Origin of the sequence: Sivoneniella epilithica UHCC 1019, assembly GCF_040830845.1 — a bacterium.
Classification (GTDB): domain Bacteria; phylum Cyanobacteriota; class Cyanobacteriia; order Leptolyngbyales; family Leptolyngbyaceae; genus ULC077BIN1.
On the sequence record NZ_JBFPDP010000004.1, the window covers coordinates 114,534 to 133,752 of the forward strand.

General features: G+C 49.2%; 19 protein-coding genes. 10 read left to right on the forward strand and 9 right to left on the reverse strand.

The window, feature by feature from the left end; all coding sequences use genetic code 11:
• The first annotated feature begins 449 nt into the window (after positions 1 to 449).
• Genes AB3R30_RS04150 through AB3R30_RS04160 form a run of 3 tightly spaced genes read left to right on the forward strand, consistent with a single transcriptional unit; the run spans position 450 to position 1,627 of the window.
• The gene (locus AB3R30_RS04150; protein ID WP_458647879.1) at positions 450 to 677 is read left to right on the forward strand and encodes a DNA-directed RNA polymerase subunit omega; all 228 of its coding nucleotides are present in this window, start codon (positions 450 to 452) and stop codon (positions 675 to 677) included.
• A gap of 46 nt (positions 678 to 723) precedes the next feature.
• On the forward strand, positions 724 to 1,242 hold the full coding sequence (locus AB3R30_RS04155; RefSeq protein WP_458647880.1) for a hypothetical protein: 519 nt from the start codon (positions 724 to 726) through the stop codon (positions 1,240 to 1,242).
• 19 nt (positions 1,243 to 1,261) lie between these two features.
• Positions 1,262 to 1,627 carry a DUF1818 family protein gene (locus AB3R30_RS04160; RefSeq protein WP_458647881.1) on the forward strand — a complete coding sequence of 122 codons (366 nt, stop codon included), beginning with the start codon at positions 1,262 to 1,264 and terminating at the stop codon, positions 1,625 to 1,627.
• Between the two features lie 14 nt (positions 1,628 to 1,641).
• Here the strand turns inward: AB3R30_RS04160 and AB3R30_RS04165 are convergent, their stop codons facing one another.
• Positions 1,642 to 4,017 (reverse strand): putative PEP-binding protein, encoded by a 2,376-nt coding sequence (locus AB3R30_RS04165; protein ID WP_458647882.1) that lies wholly within the window; start codon positions 4,015 to 4,017, stop codon positions 1,642 to 1,644.
• A 169-nt stretch (positions 4,018 to 4,186) separates the two neighbouring features.
• Between AB3R30_RS04165 and AB3R30_RS04170 the strand changes: the two genes are divergently transcribed.
• Positions 4,187 to 4,867 carry a ComF family protein gene (locus AB3R30_RS04170; protein ID WP_458647883.1) on the forward strand — a complete coding sequence of 227 codons (681 nt, stop codon included), beginning with the start codon at positions 4,187 to 4,189 and terminating at the stop codon, positions 4,865 to 4,867.
• Between the two features lie 67 nt (positions 4,868 to 4,934).
• On the opposite strand, the gene AB3R30_RS04175 is transcribed toward AB3R30_RS04170, so the two are convergent.
• Positions 4,935 to 5,648 carry a response regulator gene (locus AB3R30_RS04175; protein ID WP_458647884.1) on the reverse strand — a complete coding sequence of 238 codons (714 nt, stop codon included), beginning with the start codon at positions 5,646 to 5,648 and terminating at the stop codon, positions 4,935 to 4,937.
• 208 nt (positions 5,649 to 5,856) lie between these two features.
• Between AB3R30_RS04175 and AB3R30_RS04180 the strand changes: the two genes are divergently transcribed.
• From AB3R30_RS04180 to AB3R30_RS04190, 3 genes are all read left to right on the forward strand, one after another.
• Complete coding sequence (locus AB3R30_RS04180; RefSeq protein WP_458647885.1) at positions 5,857 to 7,230, forward strand: peptidoglycan recognition protein family protein; 1,374 nt, start codon at positions 5,857 to 5,859, stop codon at positions 7,228 to 7,230.
• Between the two features lie 326 nt (positions 7,231 to 7,556).
• Entirely contained in the window at positions 7,557 to 7,841 is a 285-nt protein-coding gene (locus AB3R30_RS04185; protein WP_458647886.1) for a DUF7219 family protein, read from the forward strand.
• Positions 7,842 to 7,907: 66 nt separating this feature from the next.
• Positions 7,908 to 8,330: a hypothetical protein gene (locus tag AB3R30_RS04190; RefSeq protein WP_458647887.1), complete on the forward strand. Its 423-nt coding sequence runs from the start codon at positions 7,908 to 7,910 to the stop codon at positions 8,328 to 8,330.
• A 53-nt stretch (positions 8,331 to 8,383) separates the two neighbouring features.
• Here AB3R30_RS04190 and wecB read toward each other — a convergent pair whose 3' ends face one another.
• The 4 genes from wecB to AB3R30_RS04210 all read right to left on the reverse strand — a co-directional run bounded on the left by wecB (position 8,384) and on the right by AB3R30_RS04210 (position 12,880).
• A complete protein-coding gene (gene wecB / locus AB3R30_RS04195) occupies positions 8,384 to 9,502 on the reverse strand; it encodes a non-hydrolyzing UDP-N-acetylglucosamine 2-epimerase (RefSeq protein WP_458647888.1) in 1,119 nt (372 codons plus the stop codon).
• A 191-nt stretch (positions 9,503 to 9,693) separates the two neighbouring features.
• Positions 9,694 to 10,068 (reverse strand): hypothetical protein, encoded by a 375-nt coding sequence (locus tag AB3R30_RS04200; RefSeq protein ID WP_458647889.1) that lies wholly within the window; start codon positions 10,066 to 10,068, stop codon positions 9,694 to 9,696.
• 321 nt (positions 10,069 to 10,389) lie between these two features.
• Positions 10,390 to 12,165: a glycosyltransferase family 39 protein gene (locus AB3R30_RS04205; protein WP_458647890.1), complete on the reverse strand. Its 1,776-nt coding sequence runs from the start codon at positions 12,163 to 12,165 to the stop codon at positions 10,390 to 10,392.
• A 43-nt stretch (positions 12,166 to 12,208) separates the two neighbouring features.
• Positions 12,209 to 12,880: a DUF1295 domain-containing protein gene (locus tag AB3R30_RS04210; protein ID WP_458647891.1), complete on the reverse strand. Its 672-nt coding sequence runs from the start codon at positions 12,878 to 12,880 to the stop codon at positions 12,209 to 12,211.
• 534 nt (positions 12,881 to 13,414) lie between these two features.
• Between AB3R30_RS04210 and AB3R30_RS04215 the strand changes: the two genes are divergently transcribed.
• The 3 genes from AB3R30_RS04215 (at position 13,415) to AB3R30_RS04225 (ending at position 16,679) form a co-directional block, all read left to right on the forward strand.
• The gene (locus tag AB3R30_RS04215; RefSeq protein ID WP_458647892.1) at positions 13,415 to 15,007 is read left to right on the forward strand and encodes an adenylate/guanylate cyclase domain-containing protein; all 1,593 of its coding nucleotides are present in this window, start codon (positions 13,415 to 13,417) and stop codon (positions 15,005 to 15,007) included.
• 233 nt (positions 15,008 to 15,240) lie between these two features.
• On the forward strand, positions 15,241 to 16,053 hold the full coding sequence (locus AB3R30_RS04220) for an ATP-binding cassette domain-containing protein (protein WP_458647893.1): 813 nt from the start codon (positions 15,241 to 15,243) through the stop codon (positions 16,051 to 16,053).
• A 2-nt stretch (positions 16,054 to 16,055) separates the two neighbouring features.
• On the forward strand, positions 16,056 to 16,679 hold the full coding sequence (locus AB3R30_RS04225; protein WP_458647894.1) for an ABC transporter permease: 624 nt from the start codon (positions 16,056 to 16,058) through the stop codon (positions 16,677 to 16,679).
• Between the two features lie 104 nt (positions 16,680 to 16,783).
• Here AB3R30_RS04225 and AB3R30_RS04230 read toward each other — a convergent pair whose 3' ends face one another.
• From AB3R30_RS04230 to AB3R30_RS04240, 3 genes are all read right to left on the reverse strand, one after another.
• On the reverse strand, positions 16,784 to 17,137 hold the full coding sequence (locus AB3R30_RS04230; protein WP_458647895.1) for a histidine triad nucleotide-binding protein: 354 nt from the start codon (positions 17,135 to 17,137) through the stop codon (positions 16,784 to 16,786).
• A 78-nt stretch (positions 17,138 to 17,215) separates the two neighbouring features.
• Positions 17,216 to 18,733, reverse strand: a complete 1,518-nt coding sequence (gene glmM, locus AB3R30_RS04235; RefSeq protein ID WP_458647896.1) for a phosphoglucosamine mutase — start codon at positions 18,731 to 18,733, stop codon at positions 17,216 to 17,218.
• Between the two features lie 164 nt (positions 18,734 to 18,897).
• Entirely contained in the window at positions 18,898 to 19,191 is a 294-nt protein-coding gene (locus tag AB3R30_RS04240; RefSeq protein WP_458647897.1) for a DUF7734 family protein, read from the reverse strand.
• Between the last annotated feature and the right edge of the window lie 28 nt (positions 19,192 to 19,219).

The window sequence follows — 19,219 nt, forward strand, 5'->3', positions numbered from 1 at the left end:
CCCAGGATTCCAACCTTGGTTGTTAAAAATGTGGAACGGACGAACAAGGGGTTCAGTACAAAACATTGAGTTCAAATACCTTCACGAGGTAGCCCAAATTTTCTAGTCCCTAATTTAGGATTAGACAGGCAGTGCCCGCTTCAAAGAGCATTGAAGCTCTTCACCTCTTGTATTGATAAAAACCTATCTTCTTTCGATTAAAGATAATCAAAAATCTATCTTGAAAATACTTTAGCGGGACATGATGAAAAAAACAATGGCAAATTGTATAGAGAGTTACTATGACAAAGCTAAAGATTTACTTATCTTTTGGGTCTATTAGTATTTGAGATTGAGCAGATTGAACCGTGATTTCGTAAGGATTCCTGTGGAAAGCGGCGCTAACGTTTCACGAATCGCCAAATCTATTGATAGACTGAGGAAGCCTTTTCTACTGGAAACTACGTTTTATGCAAAAGCGTCTTGTGTATGACAGCACCCATGTGATGCGCCGTGCCGATGAACTCATTGGAGCCGCATCCAACCGCTATCGCATTACGGTTCAGGTTGCCAATCGTGCAAAGAGACGGCGCTTTGAAGATTTTGACAACAATGATGATCCTTCGATGAAGCCAGTTCTGCGGGCAATTATGGAAATGTCGGATGAACTGACCCAGCCTGAGATTATTGGTGAGTAAGGGCTACGCTTGAATTACGGGCTGCTTGATTGAGGATTGACTGACTATGCTAAGACGCTTTCATCGTTTAACCGCGATCGCCAGCGGTGTAATCCTCTCAGCAGGGTTCATACTACCGAGTGGAACCGTTGCAGGGTGGCAGTTCTCATCTGCGGCGATCGCGCAACAAATCGTGCGATCAGAAGGCGTATGGCGAATGGTTTATGAGCAAGCTCCCGATTTTCCGCGAGAAAACCAATACATCAGTAAGGAAACAGGCAAAGTCGCCTCAGAGAATACCCTGGTGGGTCGGCTGATTCGCTATCATCTCTATGTCAAAGGACGACCTCCTATTTATCGCTTGGATTGGAAGCTGACCCTTGCCGAGTATCTGGGTCTGACAGGAGCGCTGGAACCTAGCGACTATCCGAGCGCGAATCAACTGAAAAAAAATCCTGCTGAAGGAGATGTGGCAGCCATTCGCAAGCTCAACCGCGCCCAACGCGATGCTCTAGTGCAAGCATTGGTGAATGGATTTTCTCCCCAATCCGGGCGATCGCCCCTCCCCACACCCCCTTCCAACTAGCCCCTCTTCCCTTCTTCCCATGGCACGACTGCTTAAAACTGGCAACGGATGGCGAGTTGGTTGGGATGCAGACGCAGCCACTTTTCAAGGTTTAGTGGGTGCAGAGGATTGGGCATTAGAGCTAACCACTGTTGAGCTTGAAGAGTTTGTTCGATTGCTCAATCAACTGGTCAGCGCGATCGCCCAGATGCAAGCTGAATTAATGGATGAAGAAGCGATCACCTGTGAAGTGGAAGGTGATTTGATTTGGCTCGAAGCGAACGGATATCCCCATGCCTACAGTCTGCATCTGATGGTGCTGACAGAACGACGCGGCGAAGGTCATTGGGCGGCTGAAGTGGTGCCAGAACTGATCCAAGCGGTGCGATCGCTCAAGGTTTTTTAGCCAATAGCGCTGATTCAACTAGGGAAGTGAGCCGTTTCTAACCTCAGCGCTTCTTCAGCTTGGACAATCGCACTATAAGTCGTTTCTATTGCTTCTGGAGCAACTGAAATTGAGGTGATGCCCCAGCGAATCAGGTCGGGAATCAGGTCGGGATAGCGAACTGGCGCTTCTCCACAAATTGAACAGGGGATGTGGTTTTCTCTGGCTTGCCGAATTAGTTGGGCGATCGCTCGTTTTACTGCTGGGTGTCGTTCGTCGATCGTTGCACCGGTTTGAGGCTGATTGCGATCAAGATCAAAGAGAAGCTGCGTCAAATCATTAGTGCCCAAAGAAATACCTTGAACTCCGGCTTTGACATAATCGGGCAATAGAAATAATACAGACGGCACTTCCGCCATAATCCAAAGCTGAAAAGCCGGATACTGAGTCAGTCCAGCTTGTTTGACGCGATCGCGACAAAACTCAAACTCTTCCACCGTTCGCACAAAAGGGAGGAGTAAACACAGATTAGTTGCCCCCGCTTGCTGCATTTGCGCGAGGGTTGCCAGTTCTAAATCAAATAAAGCAGGATCGGCTTGATAGCTACGAGTGCCGCGCAGCCCCCACGAACTGGCACCCGATGGCAAAGAACGAGACTCTTGAGGGCGCAAATCGAGAGAACGATAAAAAATGGGGCGCGGGTAGATTGCCTGCGCGATCGGCAGTAAGCTTTTGGTGAAACCTGCAATCCACTCGGCGCTCGTGTGATGCTGGAGCCAAGTAGCCGGATGCTCTGTTCCTAAAATGGAGGGTGCCAAAAGTTCGGCTCGAATCAGCCCAATGCCATCAATCGGTAGTTTTGCCAATGTTTCTAAATGCTCTAGATGGCTGAGGTTTGCCATTAGTTGAGTAGCGATCGCCAGACGAGTCGTTTCAAAATGCTTGGACGATGAATCGATTATGTGAGCGGGGTTGTGACTAACTTGCGGAGTGACTGGGACAGCTTGAATTTTGAAAGTCTGAGGAACGCGATACACCTGACCGCGATCGCCATCAACCCAAAGAGACTCTCCCGGCTGAATCTGATGGATTATATGGGGCACACCCACCACCGCCGGAATACCCAATCCTCTTGCCACAATTGCGCTATGGCTAGTTAAGCTACCCTGTTCCATCACAATCGCGGCAGCATTTTGCAAGAGGGGCAACCATTCCAGCGGTAGGGTTTTGGTCACCAAGATACAGCCTGCTGGCAATGAAGGCAGGTCGTTTTCTATAGACAAAATCCAGGCAGGCGCGATCGCGTGTCCTGGTGAAGCCGCCGTTCCCGATGACACCAGAACCGCTTCTGATAACCCTTCTGGTATCAGCGATTGAGTATTGCGATCGAGCAGTGCTGCGCTAGGTCGCCATTGAGGAAGGGAAGGTATGGGCGGATTGAGCGGAATTACTTGAGTAAACTCTAAGATTGGCGTTTCGTTTTGGAGATGCAATACCCACTCAAGCTCAACGAGTGAACTCGCCTCCGCTATCACCTGTTGCCCTAACTGCGCCAGACGAATGATCTGGGATTCCTCTAAAACAAAGCTTTCCTGCTGAGACATATTCAGCATCTGAATTTGCAGCAAGTTGTTTTCCATCACGCGATAGGCAATGGTTCTCATGCCCAGTTGTTTCGCAATAATCGTTCCCTCTGCGACTGAAACCTGATATTTGTCGGGGATAACTTCCCCACGGACGATCGCCATGCCCAATCCTACTGTCGCCTGAATTTCTATCAGGTCATTCACTAACCGCAATGTTCCTGCTGCGATCGCTGCTGGAATAGGTTGGATCAACGTAGACAACTGAACTTGGTACAGTGGAATCCCCAAGCGTTGCCAATAGAATAGACTTTTCGCCCCAAAAAAATCCGCCCAGAGATTTCGGATTGTCTGTTCTAGTGCCGCGTTTTCTAACTGACACACTTGACTGTTCATCAACGCGGAGGTTCTTACAAGTGGATCTAAGTTTGCCTTTGCCAAATGAGAACGCTTGCTAGCTGCCACCCCTAACGAAGGACGCACTATTAATGGTGCCGGGTGCCAATGACGTGTGATTTCTGCCAAGGGTTGCTGTAAATCAGCCGGGAGTGGTGTTGCCAAAATTGCGCGGCGTAACTGTTGGGCGATCGCCTGCAACTGCTGCCAATCTTCAATATTCAACCGCAGTGATGAATTGGGGATATCTTCAAAGAGCGGATCAGACCAGTCTACCTGCGCCAAAAATGCCTGAAAAATCGTTGCCGGAATCACCACTCCCGACACAACAGGATGCCCTTTTTGCAGCAATTGACCTAAGTAAAACGCCTTTTGCCCCACCAGCACTATCTGATCCGGTTGAATCTGCTCAAGCCAACACAGCGTATTCACAAGCTAAAAAAGTTACACATCCCTTGATGGTATAGCAGGTGTCAGGGAGAAGAGGGCAGGTTTTCGGGGTTAGGGGGCAGAGTTTTCTCATTTTCTGAAACCCAAAACCTGTTCTCTATCTCTCTCCTAGGGGCACTCTGAAAGCTAAGGGTTGCTTGAGCAGAACGATATGAAACCAGCTTGGAAGTTGAATCAGTTATTAGGTCTATTTTTAGAGTCGCCTTGTCCTCTTTGCCAGCGATCGCAAGCTCAAGCGGTCTGTGTTTCTTGCCAGCAACAGATTCAGCGGTATCGGTGTGAATTGGTGGATACAGGGCAAGCAGGACAATTGCCAATCTTTGCTTGGGGGCAATATGGCGGCGCATTGAAACGGGCGATCGCGGCGTTGAAATATGAAGGAAACCCCCATCTAGCAGAGATTTTGGGAAGATGGATGGCGGAATCCTGGCGATCAACCAATCCAACGACAGATAGCGTGATTGTGCCAATTCCCATGCATCCCAGTAAGAAGAAACAGCGTGGTTTTAATCAGGCAGAACTATTAGCCCAACACTTTTGCCACATCACCCAGCTACCCATTGCCGTTTATGGTTTAGAACGCATTCGCGCCACAGAAGCCCAATTCAAACTATCGAGCCTAGAGCGATCGCAAAACCTAGCAGAAGCCTTCAGTATCGGCAAACCCTTTTTGCACAAACCCCCTTCCCGCCCTGTGTGGCTGCTAGATGACATCTACACCACCGGTGCAACCGCTATCTCAGCCGCCCAAACCTTGAGACAACACGGAATTCATGTTCAAGGAATCATTGTCTTAGCGCGAACAGAGGCAGGGATGAAGGGAAAGTTTTGAGTTTTGAGTTTTGAGTTTTGAATTCAACCTTCGCCATTTGTCATTCGCCCTTCGCCACTTTCCCTCGTCATTCGCCACTTTCCCTCGTCATTGACGTGTTTAATCCATTTTCTAGGGCAAAGCGCACGAGTTCGGTGCGGCTGTTGGTGCCTGTTTTGACGAAGAGGCGGCTAACGTATTTTTCGACGTTGCGGACGCTGGTTTCGAGGCGACGGGCAATTTCCTTATTCATTAAGCCATCAACCACTAAGTCCAGTACGCTTTGTTCGCGGGGAGTGAAATCAAGTTTGATTGGGCTAGATGATTGAACGATCGCACCCCGTTGAGTCAACATACTTTTTATATCGGCAATTTGTCGCGCTAAATCGGCAATATTGTGACCTTCATCATCACTGGTCGCCACTCGTGCAGCAGCTTGTTTTAACAAATTAGTGACGATCGCCACCAACTCATCGGGATCAAATGGCTTTGGCAGATAGGCATCACAGCCAGCGGTGTAACCCTGAATGCGATCGCTAGTCATTCCCCTTGCCGTCAAAAACACCACAGGCAGCCCTTTAAACTGAGGCTCTTCCCGCAACTGCTTTAGAAACTGGTAGCCATCGACTTGGGGCATCATGATATCGGTAATCACCAAATCGGGTAACTTTTGCCGTGCTAACTCCAGTCCCTCCCGCGCATTACTGGCAACATCCACCGTAAACCCACTGTCTTCTAAGTAAGCTTGCACCGCCTCGCGCAATCCTGGTTCATCATCCACCACCAACAGTTGACCTGCCATTCAATCCTGTTTCTCCTACCCGCGTTTGCTCTATTGTATCGGATGTATCGAACCTGTCTAAGTTTCGAGTGCAGAGTGCAGAGAGAGTTAGAGATTGCCATTCGCCCTTCATTATTCGCCATTCGTAAATTGTTTGCTATTGACCATTGCCGTTGCTTTAAGCTGGTTCTACAGGATATGCACTCCAATTTTTTCCAAGGCTTTCACTATGCTTCAAGTCACCCAAGCTCCAAGAGGTCCCGTTTTAGCTCAACAGCGATTTTCAATTTTGGGTGTTGCCTCCATCGCCGATGCAGGCAAAACGCTGTTATTGGTGGTAGATGACCAATTTCGCACGGATGGTCCTATCGTTAAACCGAATGGAACTTGGCAAGTCGATTTTCTGTTTCAAGCGGCTGGTAATCGCCGTCTAAGAATTGAACTGGGGAACGACAATACGACCGTAGTGGTGCAGGTTGTCACGACGCTACCCCAAGCTCAGCAGCTTCGATTTACGCAAATACCGACTCGGCTGCTGGCGTTGCAGTCTGCCACAGTTGAGGGCACAGCTAGTAATTTTGCAGAGGGAACTCAATTAATCTTGCGGTCTGACCGGAGATTTGAATTGGCGCGTCCAACTGTACTGGCTGGCAAATGGCGATCGACCATTGGATTCAATCAAGCGGGGCGACGAGTCATTGAAATTCTAAGTACCGATGGCACGATTCGGGCAGAGACTGAGATTGATGTGGTGGAAGCAAAGCCCCGTCCGCCGCGCCTTAGCTTTACCAATCCTCCTCAACGAGTGAAGGTGGAAACCGTGGTCAGGTTGACTGGAGTTGCCGAAAACTACGGTGAAGATGATCAGCTTGTATTACGGGCAGATCAAAAGCTAGAGTTGGCGCGCCCAAAAGTGGTTGATGGTAAATGGCAGGCACAAACCTTGTTTCGGCAGCCCGGTAATCGCTTGATTGAAATTATTGGCTCTGAGCAAGATCGGGCACAGATTATTATTGAAGTGCAAGCTCCGCCAGCCGCGACGTTTAGGGTGCTGTCACGCAATATCTGGACGAATAACCCAACGCCCGCAGATTTGCCTAATCTTGCCCCTAAACGAATTACGATGCATCACACGGCGCTCAGTGGGCAACCTGCAATCAGCGGTACGCAGGCTCAGGAAGCAGCCCGAATGCGAGTTGTTTATAACGGACATGTGAATGGCAATGGATGGACAGATATTGGCTATCACTTCATCATCATGCCGAGTGGACGGGTTTATGAAGGGCGATCAGAGCGAAAACGCGGTTCCCATGATTTGGTGAATGATGGCTTAGGCATTGCTTTTGATGGCGTGTATAGCGCTAATACGATTAGTCAGCAGCAATATCAGGCGGCGGTGGCGCTTTGTACGGTGCTGTGTAAACGCTATGGCTTTAAGAATACGGTGACTCCAGTCCCTACTCCAACGGCGGACTTTGGTACGCGCAATTTACCGTTGATCTGTGGGCACCGCGATCGCGTTGCTACTGCATGTCCTGGCAGTGAAGGCGGCAGAACAGTGCGCTTGTCAGAGATTCGCACTGCGGTAAATGCTCAACTGTAATCTAGTGTTAGGGTTCAGAAGTCAGGTTTATACAGGCATCTATTTCTGGCATTACTGAATCTGGGGATGAAATTTGTAGGGGCAATCCCTTGTGGTCGCCCTCGATCTCCAGCAGGGTAAGCACAAGACCTACCCATACAGTCAAAAATCATACTTGTATTCAGCAGCGCCCTATTTCTTTCGGTAGTAGACTAAGAAAATAAACCAAGATAAACAATAAAAGCTGTGTTTTCTCAATGAGTTTTTAATTGAGAAAACGATGACAGAAGAGTGCAACTTTTGCGCTCAAAAGCCCCTTTTTCCTTTCGCACAGTAGGTGTTTTGCTATGGCTGACAGCAACGAAAAAGATAACTTTCTCTATCCCATTGGGCGCTATCGGGGTGAGTTTACGCCAGAGCAACTGGTTTTTAATGCTAATTTACAAGAATTTGCTCAGCGCGTCTCTCTTATTTGTGGATTAGAAACGGGCGGCAAGATCACCTCAAAGGAGGCTTATCACCAAATCAAAGATCTATGGGCGACGGTAAAGCGCTCTAAAAAAGAATTGCTTGATCAAGCCCACCCTCCAAAACCCGATCTGCCTGAAGATAGCGGAGATGATCCTCAATGAAAAGCCCTATAGAAGAGATAGGCACTCGATTGGAGGTTTCTAGCATGGGTCATTTTAATTAACTTCATGAAACCCAAGGTTTACAGCAAATATATCCGCTCTAAAGAGTGGCTTGGCAGACATCCCAAGTGGTTAAAGTCGTTTAATTGCTGTGCTGCCTTTCCCTTCCTTCCTCTCGGCAAATCAAGCCGTGGCTACCATCGCTACAACATGCACCATACTCACTACAAAACGTTGGGATATGAACGGCTTTGGTGGGATGTGGTGCCGCTGAGTCTTTTTGCCCACAAGCACATTGTTCATGGGGTGCTTTCGTTTTACAAACGCCCCAGTCAGCAGAAAGTCTACCCAAATTTGCTCCAGCGGTTATTCCACGCTTGGTGTCGATTGATGATTTTGCTGGTCTGGTTTTGGTGGCTGATACTGCCTGCTACGGCGCTGTTGGTCTGGAAAGTCAATCAATCTGGAGTTCTGGAATTTCTCAAATAATGAGGTTTTTTGGATAATCTCAGCGATCGCAACGGGACTAGAATTTCCAGCCGTCACGAGTTTGCAAAATAGGCTTGGACAATGGAGAGAATGCGATCGCTTGCGTGTCCGTCGCCAAAGGGATTAACTGCTTTTGCCATCGCCTCATAAGCATCAGGATTGCTAAGTAACTCGGCTGCCGTCTGAAAGATTTTGGCTGGGTTTGTGCCCACGAGCTTTGCCGTTCCAGCCATCACCGCTTCAGGTCGCTCGGTCGTTTCTCTCAGCACCAATACTGGCTTGCCAAGGCTGGGAGCTTCTTCCTGCAATCCACCAGAATCGGTCAGTAGCAAGGTGCAACGCTGAATAGCTCCTACCAATTCCGCATAGTCTAACGGTTCGGTCAAAAATACTCTGGGATGATTGCCCAATTTTGCTTGTAGCGGTTCGCGAACGGTCGGGTTACGGTGCAGAGGCAACAGCAACGCCGTATCGGGAAACTTTTCTAGCACCTGCAAAAAACCGGCTGCAATGTCGAGCAATGGTGCGCCCCAATTCTCTCGTCGATGAACGGTTGCCAAAATTAAACGATATTGATTCCAATTTAATCCGGGAATTTGGCACTGGGGTTGGCGGTTTGCCATGGAGAGCAGCGCGTCAATTACTGTATTTCCGGTTTGGTGGATGGCTCCGGGCACCCGCGATTGGTGTAAGTGATCCATTGCCAGCGAGGTCGGTGCAAAATGCAAGGATGCAAGCTGAGAAATTAAGCGACGGTTGGCTTCTTCAGGGTAGGGATTGTAGAGGTTATCGGTTCGCAATCCGGCTTCCACATGCCCAACCGGGATTTTTTGGTAGAACGCAGCCAGGGCAGCGGCAAAAGCTGTGGTCGTATCTCCTTGCACCAGCACTAGCCGGGGCTGCACCTGCTGAAATAAATCCTGCAATCCTTGCAAACTCCAGCAGGTGATGTCGGTTAGGGTTTGTTTGGGTTGCATAATCGCTAAATCGCGATCGGCAGTTAGGTCAAACAGTTGCATCACCTGATCTACCATTTCTCGATGTTGCCCGGTCAAAATCACTTGGGTATCAAAATCTGAGGAAGAGCGAAATTTTTGGATGACCGGAGCCATTTTAATCGCTTCGGGACGGGTGCCCACAATTAGGCTGACGGGAATGGGGGCTTGCGGCATTGCGATCGCGGGTTTGAGAAAAACCTATAGAGTTAGATTCCTCCTATCATACGCTTGCTCAGGCGTGACAATCGGGCGATCGCGACTCAATAGAGAGGGAGATAGCCAACAAAAAACCCGGTCGTGCCGGGTTATCAAGGGGAAACGTCAATCAGTTAGCGGAATAAGCACAGTATTAAACGAAAAATACTTTAATTGCGCGTGGCACAGGTTAAAGGACAAGCGGCATAAACTGAGCTATTTCCAGGATTTTCTTCACCTTGCAGCCAGCGCAACCAGGTTACTTGATCAGGATGAACGCCCCGCAGTGTCAACATGGCAGCACCGAACATGACCCCAAAAATATTGAGACCAATAATGCCACCCGCGACTAGCAATACAGAACTCATCGGAATCACAGATTGCAAAATGACTGCTAGCAATGAGCCAACAACCACCATCAAAATAACGAGAGGAAAGCCTGCAATTAATAAACAAACCGCTAATGTAAATGTCCAAATCAGAAAACTTTTGATCATTAAAAATGCATAAAAATTACCCAAGCTTGGGCTGTGAGAGAGAGCCATGTCTTCCTCCTAAAAAATAAAGGGAATTGAATTTTTGAAATACTAAATGTGATCCCCACACCGGGGGTCTAATGAAGATTAGTATAGGGAATCACCAAATAAAAGATAAGGGTTCGTTGGATAAATTTACACATTTAGGTATTTGTTTACACTTTGAAGTTGACTTTTCTGACACTTCAGCGTCTAAAAACAAACTGTCTTTTAGGTCTATTTATGCCTGTCAAGCTCTCGTAAATGTCAATGGTAGCTATATTTTAATAGGGATAAGCCGATCGCTTTCCTAGCTTTAAACTGTTCCCTAGACTTGGATAAAAGCTTTACTTAATATTTCTTCTGAGTTTTGACAGTCTTTTTCTCAGGAATATCTGCCTTTGGGGGGATTTTCCAGAGTCGTTCAATAGGAAGTGCGCTAGATAACTTGCCATAGGTTTGTTCTAGTTTTATTTGTAGATTTCTAGAAGGGCGAAATGCGATCGCAGTTGTTCCTTGAAGGGCAGCTTTAAACTCAGGCGTGTTAACGATTTCTGGATCATTTACTAATAACAAACTGACGGGTTTGTTGAAGCGATAGCTAAGAGAAATCAGATCACCTGTATTTGTAAAATCGTCTCCAATATCGCTAATAATTAATGGCGTGGGCGTTTGATTAATCACAGTCGCGGTTTGATTATTGGCGTAGCTCAAATCTTTGTTCCACCAGCTATCAGAAAAGGCGCTAACCGTCAGCGAAATCAGACAACCCGCCAGCACAACAGCTAAGGTGCTGCGCCACAGAAAAGGAACGAGTGGTGTCGTTGGGGAAGCAAGCTGCTGCGATCGCCCACTATAAAGCGTTTTCATCGAGAGCTTAGTTCCCAAAAAGTGGGCAACTGCAAGCTGCACGCCTGGAAAGCTGGAAATGAGATAGCGGCTGACCGCAGAGCGTTTATTGCCTAACACTAAGTCGGGGATTGCCAGCAGCAAAAACGGCACCAAGATGGAGGTCAACACAAACAGCCAGACGGTGGGACGAGTGTTGCGGCAGAGACTATAGATCGATACTAGAATCAAGAGCAAGATCGGTAGCCTAATCCAATAAGTCCAGGGATTATTGAAGCCAAAATCTAGGTCAAAAAAGAGAGCCGTAAAACTGAGCGTCCAGAGTTTCAGTAGGTAATCAATGCCGGGGGAAAATTGCGTCCAATCAGTCGTGGCAAAGGCACGTTTGGCATTACTAATCATGACCACGAGCCACGGAAGGTAGAGAATGATGGCTCCAGCGATTGCGCCTGCAAATATCTTCACAGTGTTTTTGAGTTGTGCTGCACCTTGAAAAACCCACGCATCCAGTGCCACATAAGCTGCATGACCTGCCAAGGTTAAGCCAAAAAATGGATGGGTATACAGCCCAGTCGCGGCAGAGACGGTGTAGATCGCCCAACAATGCCAGAGCGGGGGCGGTTTGCGGTAGTGATGCAACCGATTAGAGGGGGGGGTATTGGTCAAACGTAAGGCTCGAAGCAATAGGTAGCTGCTCACCACAACCATGAGCGTCAACAAGCTATATTGCCGCGCGGTTTGGGCAAACAAAACATCAAAGGGAGACAGTGCCAATAGGGTTGTGGCAAGCAGGGCGATGTCACGACAGGCAAACAGTTCCCAAGCCAGGGCATACATTGCAGGCAGGGACAGCAAGCTAATCAACGCAGGCAGCGATCGCGTCACGGTTAACGGGCTGCGAAACATCCACTCTAAGGGCGCTCCCAAGGTTTGCATCCAAAACCGCGTCATCAAAAAATAGAGCGGCGGATGTTGAGGATCTTCCACTGCCAGCGATCGCAGCGTATCCATCAGCGTACTTCCGGGTTTAATCTGCTGAAACTTTTGCAACTCGCTGGCAGCCATCACTTGGTTTTGAAATAACTGGTCGTCAATTTCGCCCCGTGTATAGCCAGCGGCTCTTAGGGATGTATAGGTTTCATCATGCCAATACACTTTGTGGTTCAAATTGACGAAGCGAAACACTACTCCAAGCACCAGCAAGCCGACTAGCAGCCATTTTAGCCAGACAGGAAAGCGAATTCGTTCAGCGGGCGATGATCGCAAAGAGTTCAGCACAAATCAATCCTAGATAAAAGCCAGTAGAAACAAAAGGGCTAGATTAAAGTTCTGAAGAAGACTGAGCATCGGTCTGAGTTGAATTAGACCAAGCACCCAAATTTACAAGCTTTGGCACAATTAATCCAGACTGCATCTGATAGCTAGCAAATTCTGGATAGCGGGAGAGGGATTGATCTTTCTTTCGCATATTGGGCACAAAAACAGCGCTGAAAAACGTTGCCAAAATTAGCCATGGTGCCCAGTGGCAAGTCAGCACCGCAAAAGAACTATAAATCAAAATCTCGCCTAAGTAATTGGTGTTCCGACACTTTGCAAAAAAGCCTTCCGTAATTAATCCGGGATTATACTTCAAGGTGTAGTACTTTTGAGCATCGCTAGTGTAATGCAAAAAGACCCCAATAATATTGCAGGCGATCGCCCCAGCCACTAACGGCAAGGGTGGCACTACACCAGAGCGAATCAATAAAAAGGGCGCAACCCAATACAATCCCAACAGGACAAAGGTAACCACTCCCATGCCTATAGTTATTTCTTGTTCCCACTGCCGATCAGGATAAATCCGATCTTTGACTAGCCAAAGAATGCCATAAGTGCCATGCAGCGCCAGATAAACCCACGCGCCCACCGTAAAATTTTGATACGCCACCATTAGCCCCAACACAAATATCGCGGTCAAACCTTTATGCCAATTGATCGCGTGTTTTAGCCGCATCTCGATCGCTCCTTTCTCTCTAGCGGCTTAGATTAGCCGATGGTTTGATCAACCCAATTTTTATGACTATCGCCAGTTTTCGGTCTGTAGTCCACGGACGCGATCAAATTTTCGTGGGTTTGCAGTGACCATCAGCAGATTATATTGCAGGGCTAGCCTGTCAATCTCAATCTAATGGGTAAAGAGCATACAGTAGAAACCTCGGCGTTGCTGAATTGATCTATGAACGCCTAAATTTGCCCTCACCCTAGCCCTAGCCCGTTGGGCGAGGGAATAAGATTTCTAGCTCCCTTCTCCTTGGGGAGAAGGGTTGGGGATGAGGGAAATCATAGCTGCAATCAGCAACGCCGAAACTTCTTCACCCCTTTACTGCTTAACTTCTCTACTTCTCAAATTTATTGTTTCACACACCACTACCTTACCTATGCAGGGGATGGTTTGAAGAAGCTAGGGTGTAGATCAACCAGGAAATTTCCTGAAACAGACTGAAATTCCCTGATTGATTCTAAGGACGGCGTAACTAGGGAGATGAACATGAGAATTGAGCCAGCGATCGCGCAAAGCGAGTCCCTCACGGCGATCGCATCTCAGGCTGCTTGGTATAACCCATTGGGGCGACGGCTAGCCTTGGTGATCGGTGCGCCCACACTGGCTCAGTTGATTGGTAGTGCCTTCAATATTTGGTACAACTTCACCTACGTTCGACCAGTGTTGAGCGCCGAACAATTGTCGGTGTTTTTAGGCACTGTGGCGGTGTTTAATGCAGTGGTTTACCCCGTGGGAGCAGCATGGTGGATTTGGACAGTCTTGGTTCTACATCGCCCTTGCCACAAGCTGCTGCACAATCAACCCATTTCAGCCGATCGCTTGCTCAAAGCCCGACAGCGAGTGATCAATTTGCCCTGGTGGGGCATGGCGATTTCGGGTAGTCTCTGGCTGTTCTGCATTCCCGTTTTCTTATTGACGCTTTCCCTGGCTCCGGGCACACTCAACCCCCGCCTCTGGTTTGATTTACCCATCTCTTTCATCGTGGCAACCCTAATTGCGACCACCCACGGCTTTTTCTCCATCGAACTGTTGACGCAGCAGTTGCTCTATCCAATTTTGTTCCAAGATGCTCACCCTGCTCAAACTCCCGGCACTTTTCCCCTCAATTTGCGCTGGCGCTGGGTATTTCTAGCATTTTGCGGCAGCATTTGCCCGATCGCCTCGTTATTGTTGCTGGTGGTTGCGCCACACACTTGTGAACAGAAAGATGCCTGGTTTGCGATCGCGGTTGGCACCTTGGGCATCCTTTTCAGCCTAACGAGTGCCTGGATGGTCAGCCAACTGGTGATTGAACCGATTAAAGAACTCCAGCGCGTGGCAACTGAAGTGGCGAACGGTAACCTTGATGCCCGAATTACATCCTTACGCGCCGATGAATTTGGTCCATTGATTGATGAGATCAACTACTTAATTGCAGAACTGCAAGAAAAGCAGCAGCTTCGCGAAACCTTTGGGCAACATGTGGGCGAACAAGCCGCCAGCCAAATTTTGCAGCGTGACCCAAACTTGGGCGGCATTGAGCAAGAACTCACCGTAGTATTTGCCGATTTACGCAACTTTACTCGTCGCTGCTCGACCGAATCGCCGCAAAATATTGTGACGCTGCTTAACCTGTTTCTGACTGAAATGGTAGAAATCGTCGAGCAACGCCATGGGGGTATGGTCAACAAGTTTTTGGGCGATGGTTTTATGGCGCTGTTTGGAGTGGGCGAAAATCTGTCTGACCATGCCGCGCAAGCTGTGACTGCTGCCCAAGAAATGTTGGTCAGTTTGAAAGGCATCAATCGCCAGTTGGAACAACAGGGAGTAGCGCCTTTAGCCATGGGCATTGGTATTCATACTGGAATTGCGGTAGTCGGCAGCATTGGTTCCAGTCGGCGGTTGGAATATACGGCGATCGGCAACACGATTAACATTGCGTCACGAGTGGAATCGTTGACCAAGGAGGTGGGAGAACCGATTTTGATGACGGATGCCACCCAACAAGCCCTCCCTAATAGCTTTGTAACGGAAGCTCTGCCACCGCACCCGGTCAAAGGACAGCCCAAACCGCTGAATATTTATCGAGTGAAAAGATAATTCATCCGGCGTTGCTGAATGATGGTATGAAAGATTTCGGATTTCGGTAGGGGTAAGTCTTGTGCCTACCCAAGGCGGGGTTAAGGGCAACCACAAGGTGGGGTTCAGGGCAACCACAAGGGATTGCCCCTACAGAATCATTCCCAAATTCAGCAATGCCATTTATCCTTGCCTGCCGCATTGCCGTTGGGGGTTGGCAATAACGATTTGCCAAATGGTAGGGTTAGGAGGCAGTGAAGCTAGGAAATCGAGCAGGCATGGAGTGGAACGAAGCAAGCCGCATCGCAGCAGCCGAGCCAATTGTGCAGTTTCAGCAGGTTGAAGTTGAGGCGAATGGGCGATCGCTCCTGTCCGACTTAAGCTTCACAATCGAAACAGGTGAGTTTTTGGTGCTTTTAGGGCGCAGCGGCTCTGGCAAAACTACCACTATGAAGCTGATTAATCGCTTACTGGCACCTACGTCTGGGCAAGTGCTAGTTCGAGGTAAGGCAACGACCGATTGGGATGAGATTCAACTGCGACGACAAATTGGCTATGTGATTCAAGAAACGGGCTTGTTTCCACATTTGACGATCGCGCAAAATGTGGGAGTGGTGCCGACGTTGCAAGGCGAGAAACCCCAGCGGGTCAAAGCTCGCGTCCACGAATTGCTGCACAAGGTCGGGCTTGATCCGGCGGAGTTCGCCAGTCGCTATCCGCATCAACTGTCGGGGGGGCAGCGGCAGCGGGTGGGTGTGGCGCGATCGCTAGCGGCTGACCCGCCAATTTTGCTGATGGATGAACCGTTTGGGGCGCTCGATCCGATCACTCGGATGGAATTGCAGCAGGAGTTTCGCCGTTTGCAGCAGGATCTCAACAAAACCGTCGTGTTTGTTACCCACGACATTCAAGAAGCCTTCATTTTGGCATCGCGAATCGGCTTACTAGAAAAAGGGCGCTTGGTGGAATTAGTCACCCCAGAAGCTTTTGCGCGATCGCCCCACCCTGAAGCCCAAACCTTTCTCAACACGCTGCGATCGGTTCCCAAATTTGTAGTGGGAGCCTAACTATGCAAGATTTCTTTTTGATTCGCTATGGCTCCGAGATTGTGCAGCGCACGGGAGAGCATCTTTTACTGGTGGGCATTGCCGTCGCGATCGCCATTCTGATCAGCATTCCCCTAGGTGTTTTGATCACCCGCAAAAAGGCGCTGCGTCAACCCGTACTCGCGATCGCCAATATTCTGCAAACGATTCCGAGTTTGGCGCTGTTCGGCTTACTAATTCCTCTGGTTGGCATTGGAGCCGCTCCCGCCATTATTGCCCTGACTGTTTATTCTTTCTTGCCCATCATCCGCAACACTTATACCGGGATTATGAACGTCGATCCGGCTGTGCGAGAAGCAGGGCGGGGCATGGGCATGACCGACTGGCAATTGCTGTCCCGTGTGGAACTGCCGCTGGCGTTGGGCGTAATCTTGGCAGGTGTGCGGGTCGCCGTCGTGATTGCCGTGGGCATTGCCACCATTGCCGCAGCGATCGGTGCCGGTGGATTGGGCGTGTTTATTTTTCGCGGGATCGCCGTGGTCAACAACCAATTGATTTTGGCAGGAGCGGTTCCCGCCGCCGCGATCGCCCTAATCGCAGACTATGGCATTGGCGCTTTAGAACGCCAACTCACGGTAAAACGCTAACCAATTGTACGGGTTTGGCATTCGGGCAATGATCTCTGCCTTTACCCAAAGAATTACATTCCGAATGCTAAACCCCTACTAAAACTCAAAACTCCCCCACCCTCCTAACCCGGCGGCCACATCATTTGTCGTCCACCCAAAATGTGCAGATGCAGGTGATGTACTGTTTGTCCGCCATCATCGCCATTGTTAATCACGACTCGATAGCCCTTCGCTAGCCCTTCCTGTTCAGCGACGTGTTTTACAGTAAGCAGTAAATGTCCCATTAATGCATGATCTTTAGATTCTGCATCCGACAGCTGGGCGATCGCCTCTTTCGGAATCACCAAAATATGCACAGGCGCTTGCGGGTTTACATCTCGAAACGCGATCGCCAAATTATCTTCATATACAATATCCGCCGGAATTTCCTTACGAATAATCTTGCTAAAAATCGTCTCAGTTGCTTCGCTACTCACGCGGTTTTCTCCTAAAAACTCAGCCTACTAGCGGAAAGTTTATCGGTTTCCGGGTCACTTTTGCGCCACACTACACGCCTAAGTTAGGTGACGTTGGGCGGCTAATGCCAACGTGTTAGTCCAGTGGAGAACCAGTTCTTCGCTGGCGGCTTCCACCATCACGCGAATCAAGGGTTCGGTTCCAGAGGCGCGCACCAGTACCCGTCCTTGATCCCCCATTGCAGTCTCGGCAGCCGCGATCGCCTGCATCAACGGTTCGCAGTCTTGCCAGTTTACCCGCCGCGCCCGATCTTCAACCCGCACATTTTTTAGCTGCTGGGGAAATGTTTGAAAACTCTGATCAACCAAATCAGCCAACGATCCGCCTGATCGCTTGACTAACTGCGCCAAATGAAGAGCCGTTAATAGCCCATCACCGCTGACCCCATAATGACGACATAAAACATGCCCAGACTGTTCGCCGCCCAACATGGCACCGTGACTGAGCATTTCTGCATGAACATATTGATCGCCTACTGCCGCCCTCACCAACGTGCCGCCCTGTTTTTCCCAGGCACGCTCAAAGCCTAGATTGGACATCACTGTTGCCACAATCGTGTTTCCAGGCAGTTGATTAGTTTGTCTGAGCGCAGTGCCCCATAGGTACAAAATATAGTCGCCATCTACAGGGCGACCCAAATTATCAACCGCCAACACGCGATCGGCATCGCCATCAAAGCCAACCCCCAAGTCTGCTTGATGGGCTTTGACCGCTGCCTGAAGGGTGCCCAAATGGGTAGAGCCACAGTGAACATTAATCCGATCGCCGTTGGGTTGATCATGCAAACAAATCACGTCTGCACCCAAGGCTTGAAAGGCGATCGGCGCAAGCTCCACAGCGGCACCCCAGGCTAAATCTAGCACCACTCGCATCCCGCTTAAGGGCAACTCATTCGCGCTAGAGTGCAGGGTTTTCTGAATGGCGGTGCAGTAGTCTTTGGCTAACTCTGGACGGTGATAATGAGTTCCCCAACCGCTAATGGCAGGTTGAATAAAGTCTTGGACAGCCCCTCTTAAGGCAGCTTCGATTTGATTTTGGAGGGAGATCGCCAACTTGCTGCCATTTGCCCCAAAAAGCTTGATACCGTTATCGGGCGGCGGATTGTGGCTAGCAGAAATCATCACCCCGCCGATCGCCGCACTGTCATTCGTCACATGGGCAACTGCGGGCGTGGGGCACAATCCTAAATCCCACACTTCTAGCCCAGCCGCCGTCAACCCCGCAGACAGCGCCATCGCCAACATGCTGCTGGAATTGCGAGAATCTTGCCCAATCACCACAGGTCCAATCTCAGCGGCATTTGCCAGCAAGATCCGCCCTGCCCAAAAACCAACCTGCAATGCCAACGGCGCACTCAGTAGTTCTCCTGCCCGTCCCCGAATCCCATCCGTACCAAACAGGCGACTTTCAGGCAAAGACAACGTTCCAGCCGCAAACCCTGCACTCCCTGTATCGGGTAGCACTTTGCTTATATCTTTAGGCAGTTGATGGGTCAAAGACTCCGCAGGTATGGCAATATTGCCCACTTTCTGCAATCTGACAGGAGACGAAACCATAGATTAACTCCGCACACTACACACAGAGGAAGATAACACTTTCTTTAGAAAAAGCCGCCTAAAAAATGGTAAAGATCTAAAAAAATAGTGATCTTTAGGCAGAAATCCCAACTAGAAATCACCAGTTACCCTTCTATTTTCTATCTTCGATACTTCCCTCCGGACTAAACTCCTACCTGGGTCAATAGTGGCTCGATCGCGTCCCAGGTTAGCCCTTTTTGGATGTATTGTGGTGCATCGGGATTGTAAGGACTACGGAGGCGATCGATCGCAACAATGATGGCAGTATCTGGCAGCACGGGCACATCAGGATCAAACGCCGTGGGACGAGTTAAAGAACTGGAAAAGCCTTTAAAGATAGCCACTTCGTCCAGTTCGTCGTCAATACTTGCCTTCACGAGCAGCAGTTCTTGAGGGCGTTTCAAAGTGTATTGCTCTAAGCGCAAGAGTTTATTCACAATGGTATTAGACAGTGGTTTAGTTAGT

Coding starts and splice junctions, on each gene's coding strand:
- AB3R30_RS04150 (WP_458647879.1), top strand. CDS start 450: ATGCAAAAGCGTCTTGTGTATGACAGCACCCATGTGATGCGCCGTGCC.
- AB3R30_RS04155 (WP_458647880.1), top strand. CDS start 724: ATGCTAAGACGCTTTCATCGTTTAACCGCGATCGCCAGCGGTGTAATC.
- AB3R30_RS04160 (WP_458647881.1), top strand. CDS start 1,262: ATGGCACGACTGCTTAAAACTGGCAACGGATGGCGAGTTGGTTGGGAT.
- AB3R30_RS04170 (WP_458647883.1), top strand. CDS start 4,187: ATGAAACCAGCTTGGAAGTTGAATCAGTTATTAGGTCTATTTTTAGAG.
- AB3R30_RS04175 (WP_458647884.1), bottom strand. CDS start 5,648: ATGGCAGGTCAACTGTTGGTGGTGGATGATGAACCAGGATTGCGCGAG.
- AB3R30_RS04180 (WP_458647885.1), top strand. CDS start 5,857: ATGCTTCAAGTCACCCAAGCTCCAAGAGGTCCCGTTTTAGCTCAACAG.
- AB3R30_RS04185 (WP_458647886.1), top strand. CDS start 7,557: ATGGCTGACAGCAACGAAAAAGATAACTTTCTCTATCCCATTGGGCGC.
- AB3R30_RS04190 (WP_458647887.1), top strand. CDS start 7,908: ATGAAACCCAAGGTTTACAGCAAATATATCCGCTCTAAAGAGTGGCTT.
- wecB (WP_458647888.1), bottom strand. CDS start 9,502: ATGCCGCAAGCCCCCATTCCCGTCAGCCTAATTGTGGGCACCCGTCCC.
- AB3R30_RS04200 (WP_458647889.1), bottom strand. CDS start 10,068: ATGGCTCTCTCTCACAGCCCAAGCTTGGGTAATTTTTATGCATTTTTA.
- AB3R30_RS04210 (WP_458647891.1), bottom strand. CDS start 12,880: ATGCGGCTAAAACACGCGATCAATTGGCATAAAGGTTTGACCGCGATA.
- AB3R30_RS04215 (WP_458647892.1), top strand. CDS start 13,415: ATGAGAATTGAGCCAGCGATCGCGCAAAGCGAGTCCCTCACGGCGATC.
- AB3R30_RS04225 (WP_458647894.1), top strand. CDS start 16,056: ATGCAAGATTTCTTTTTGATTCGCTATGGCTCCGAGATTGTGCAGCGC.
- glmM (WP_458647896.1), bottom strand. CDS start 18,733: ATGGTTTCGTCTCCTGTCAGATTGCAGAAAGTGGGCAATATTGCCATA.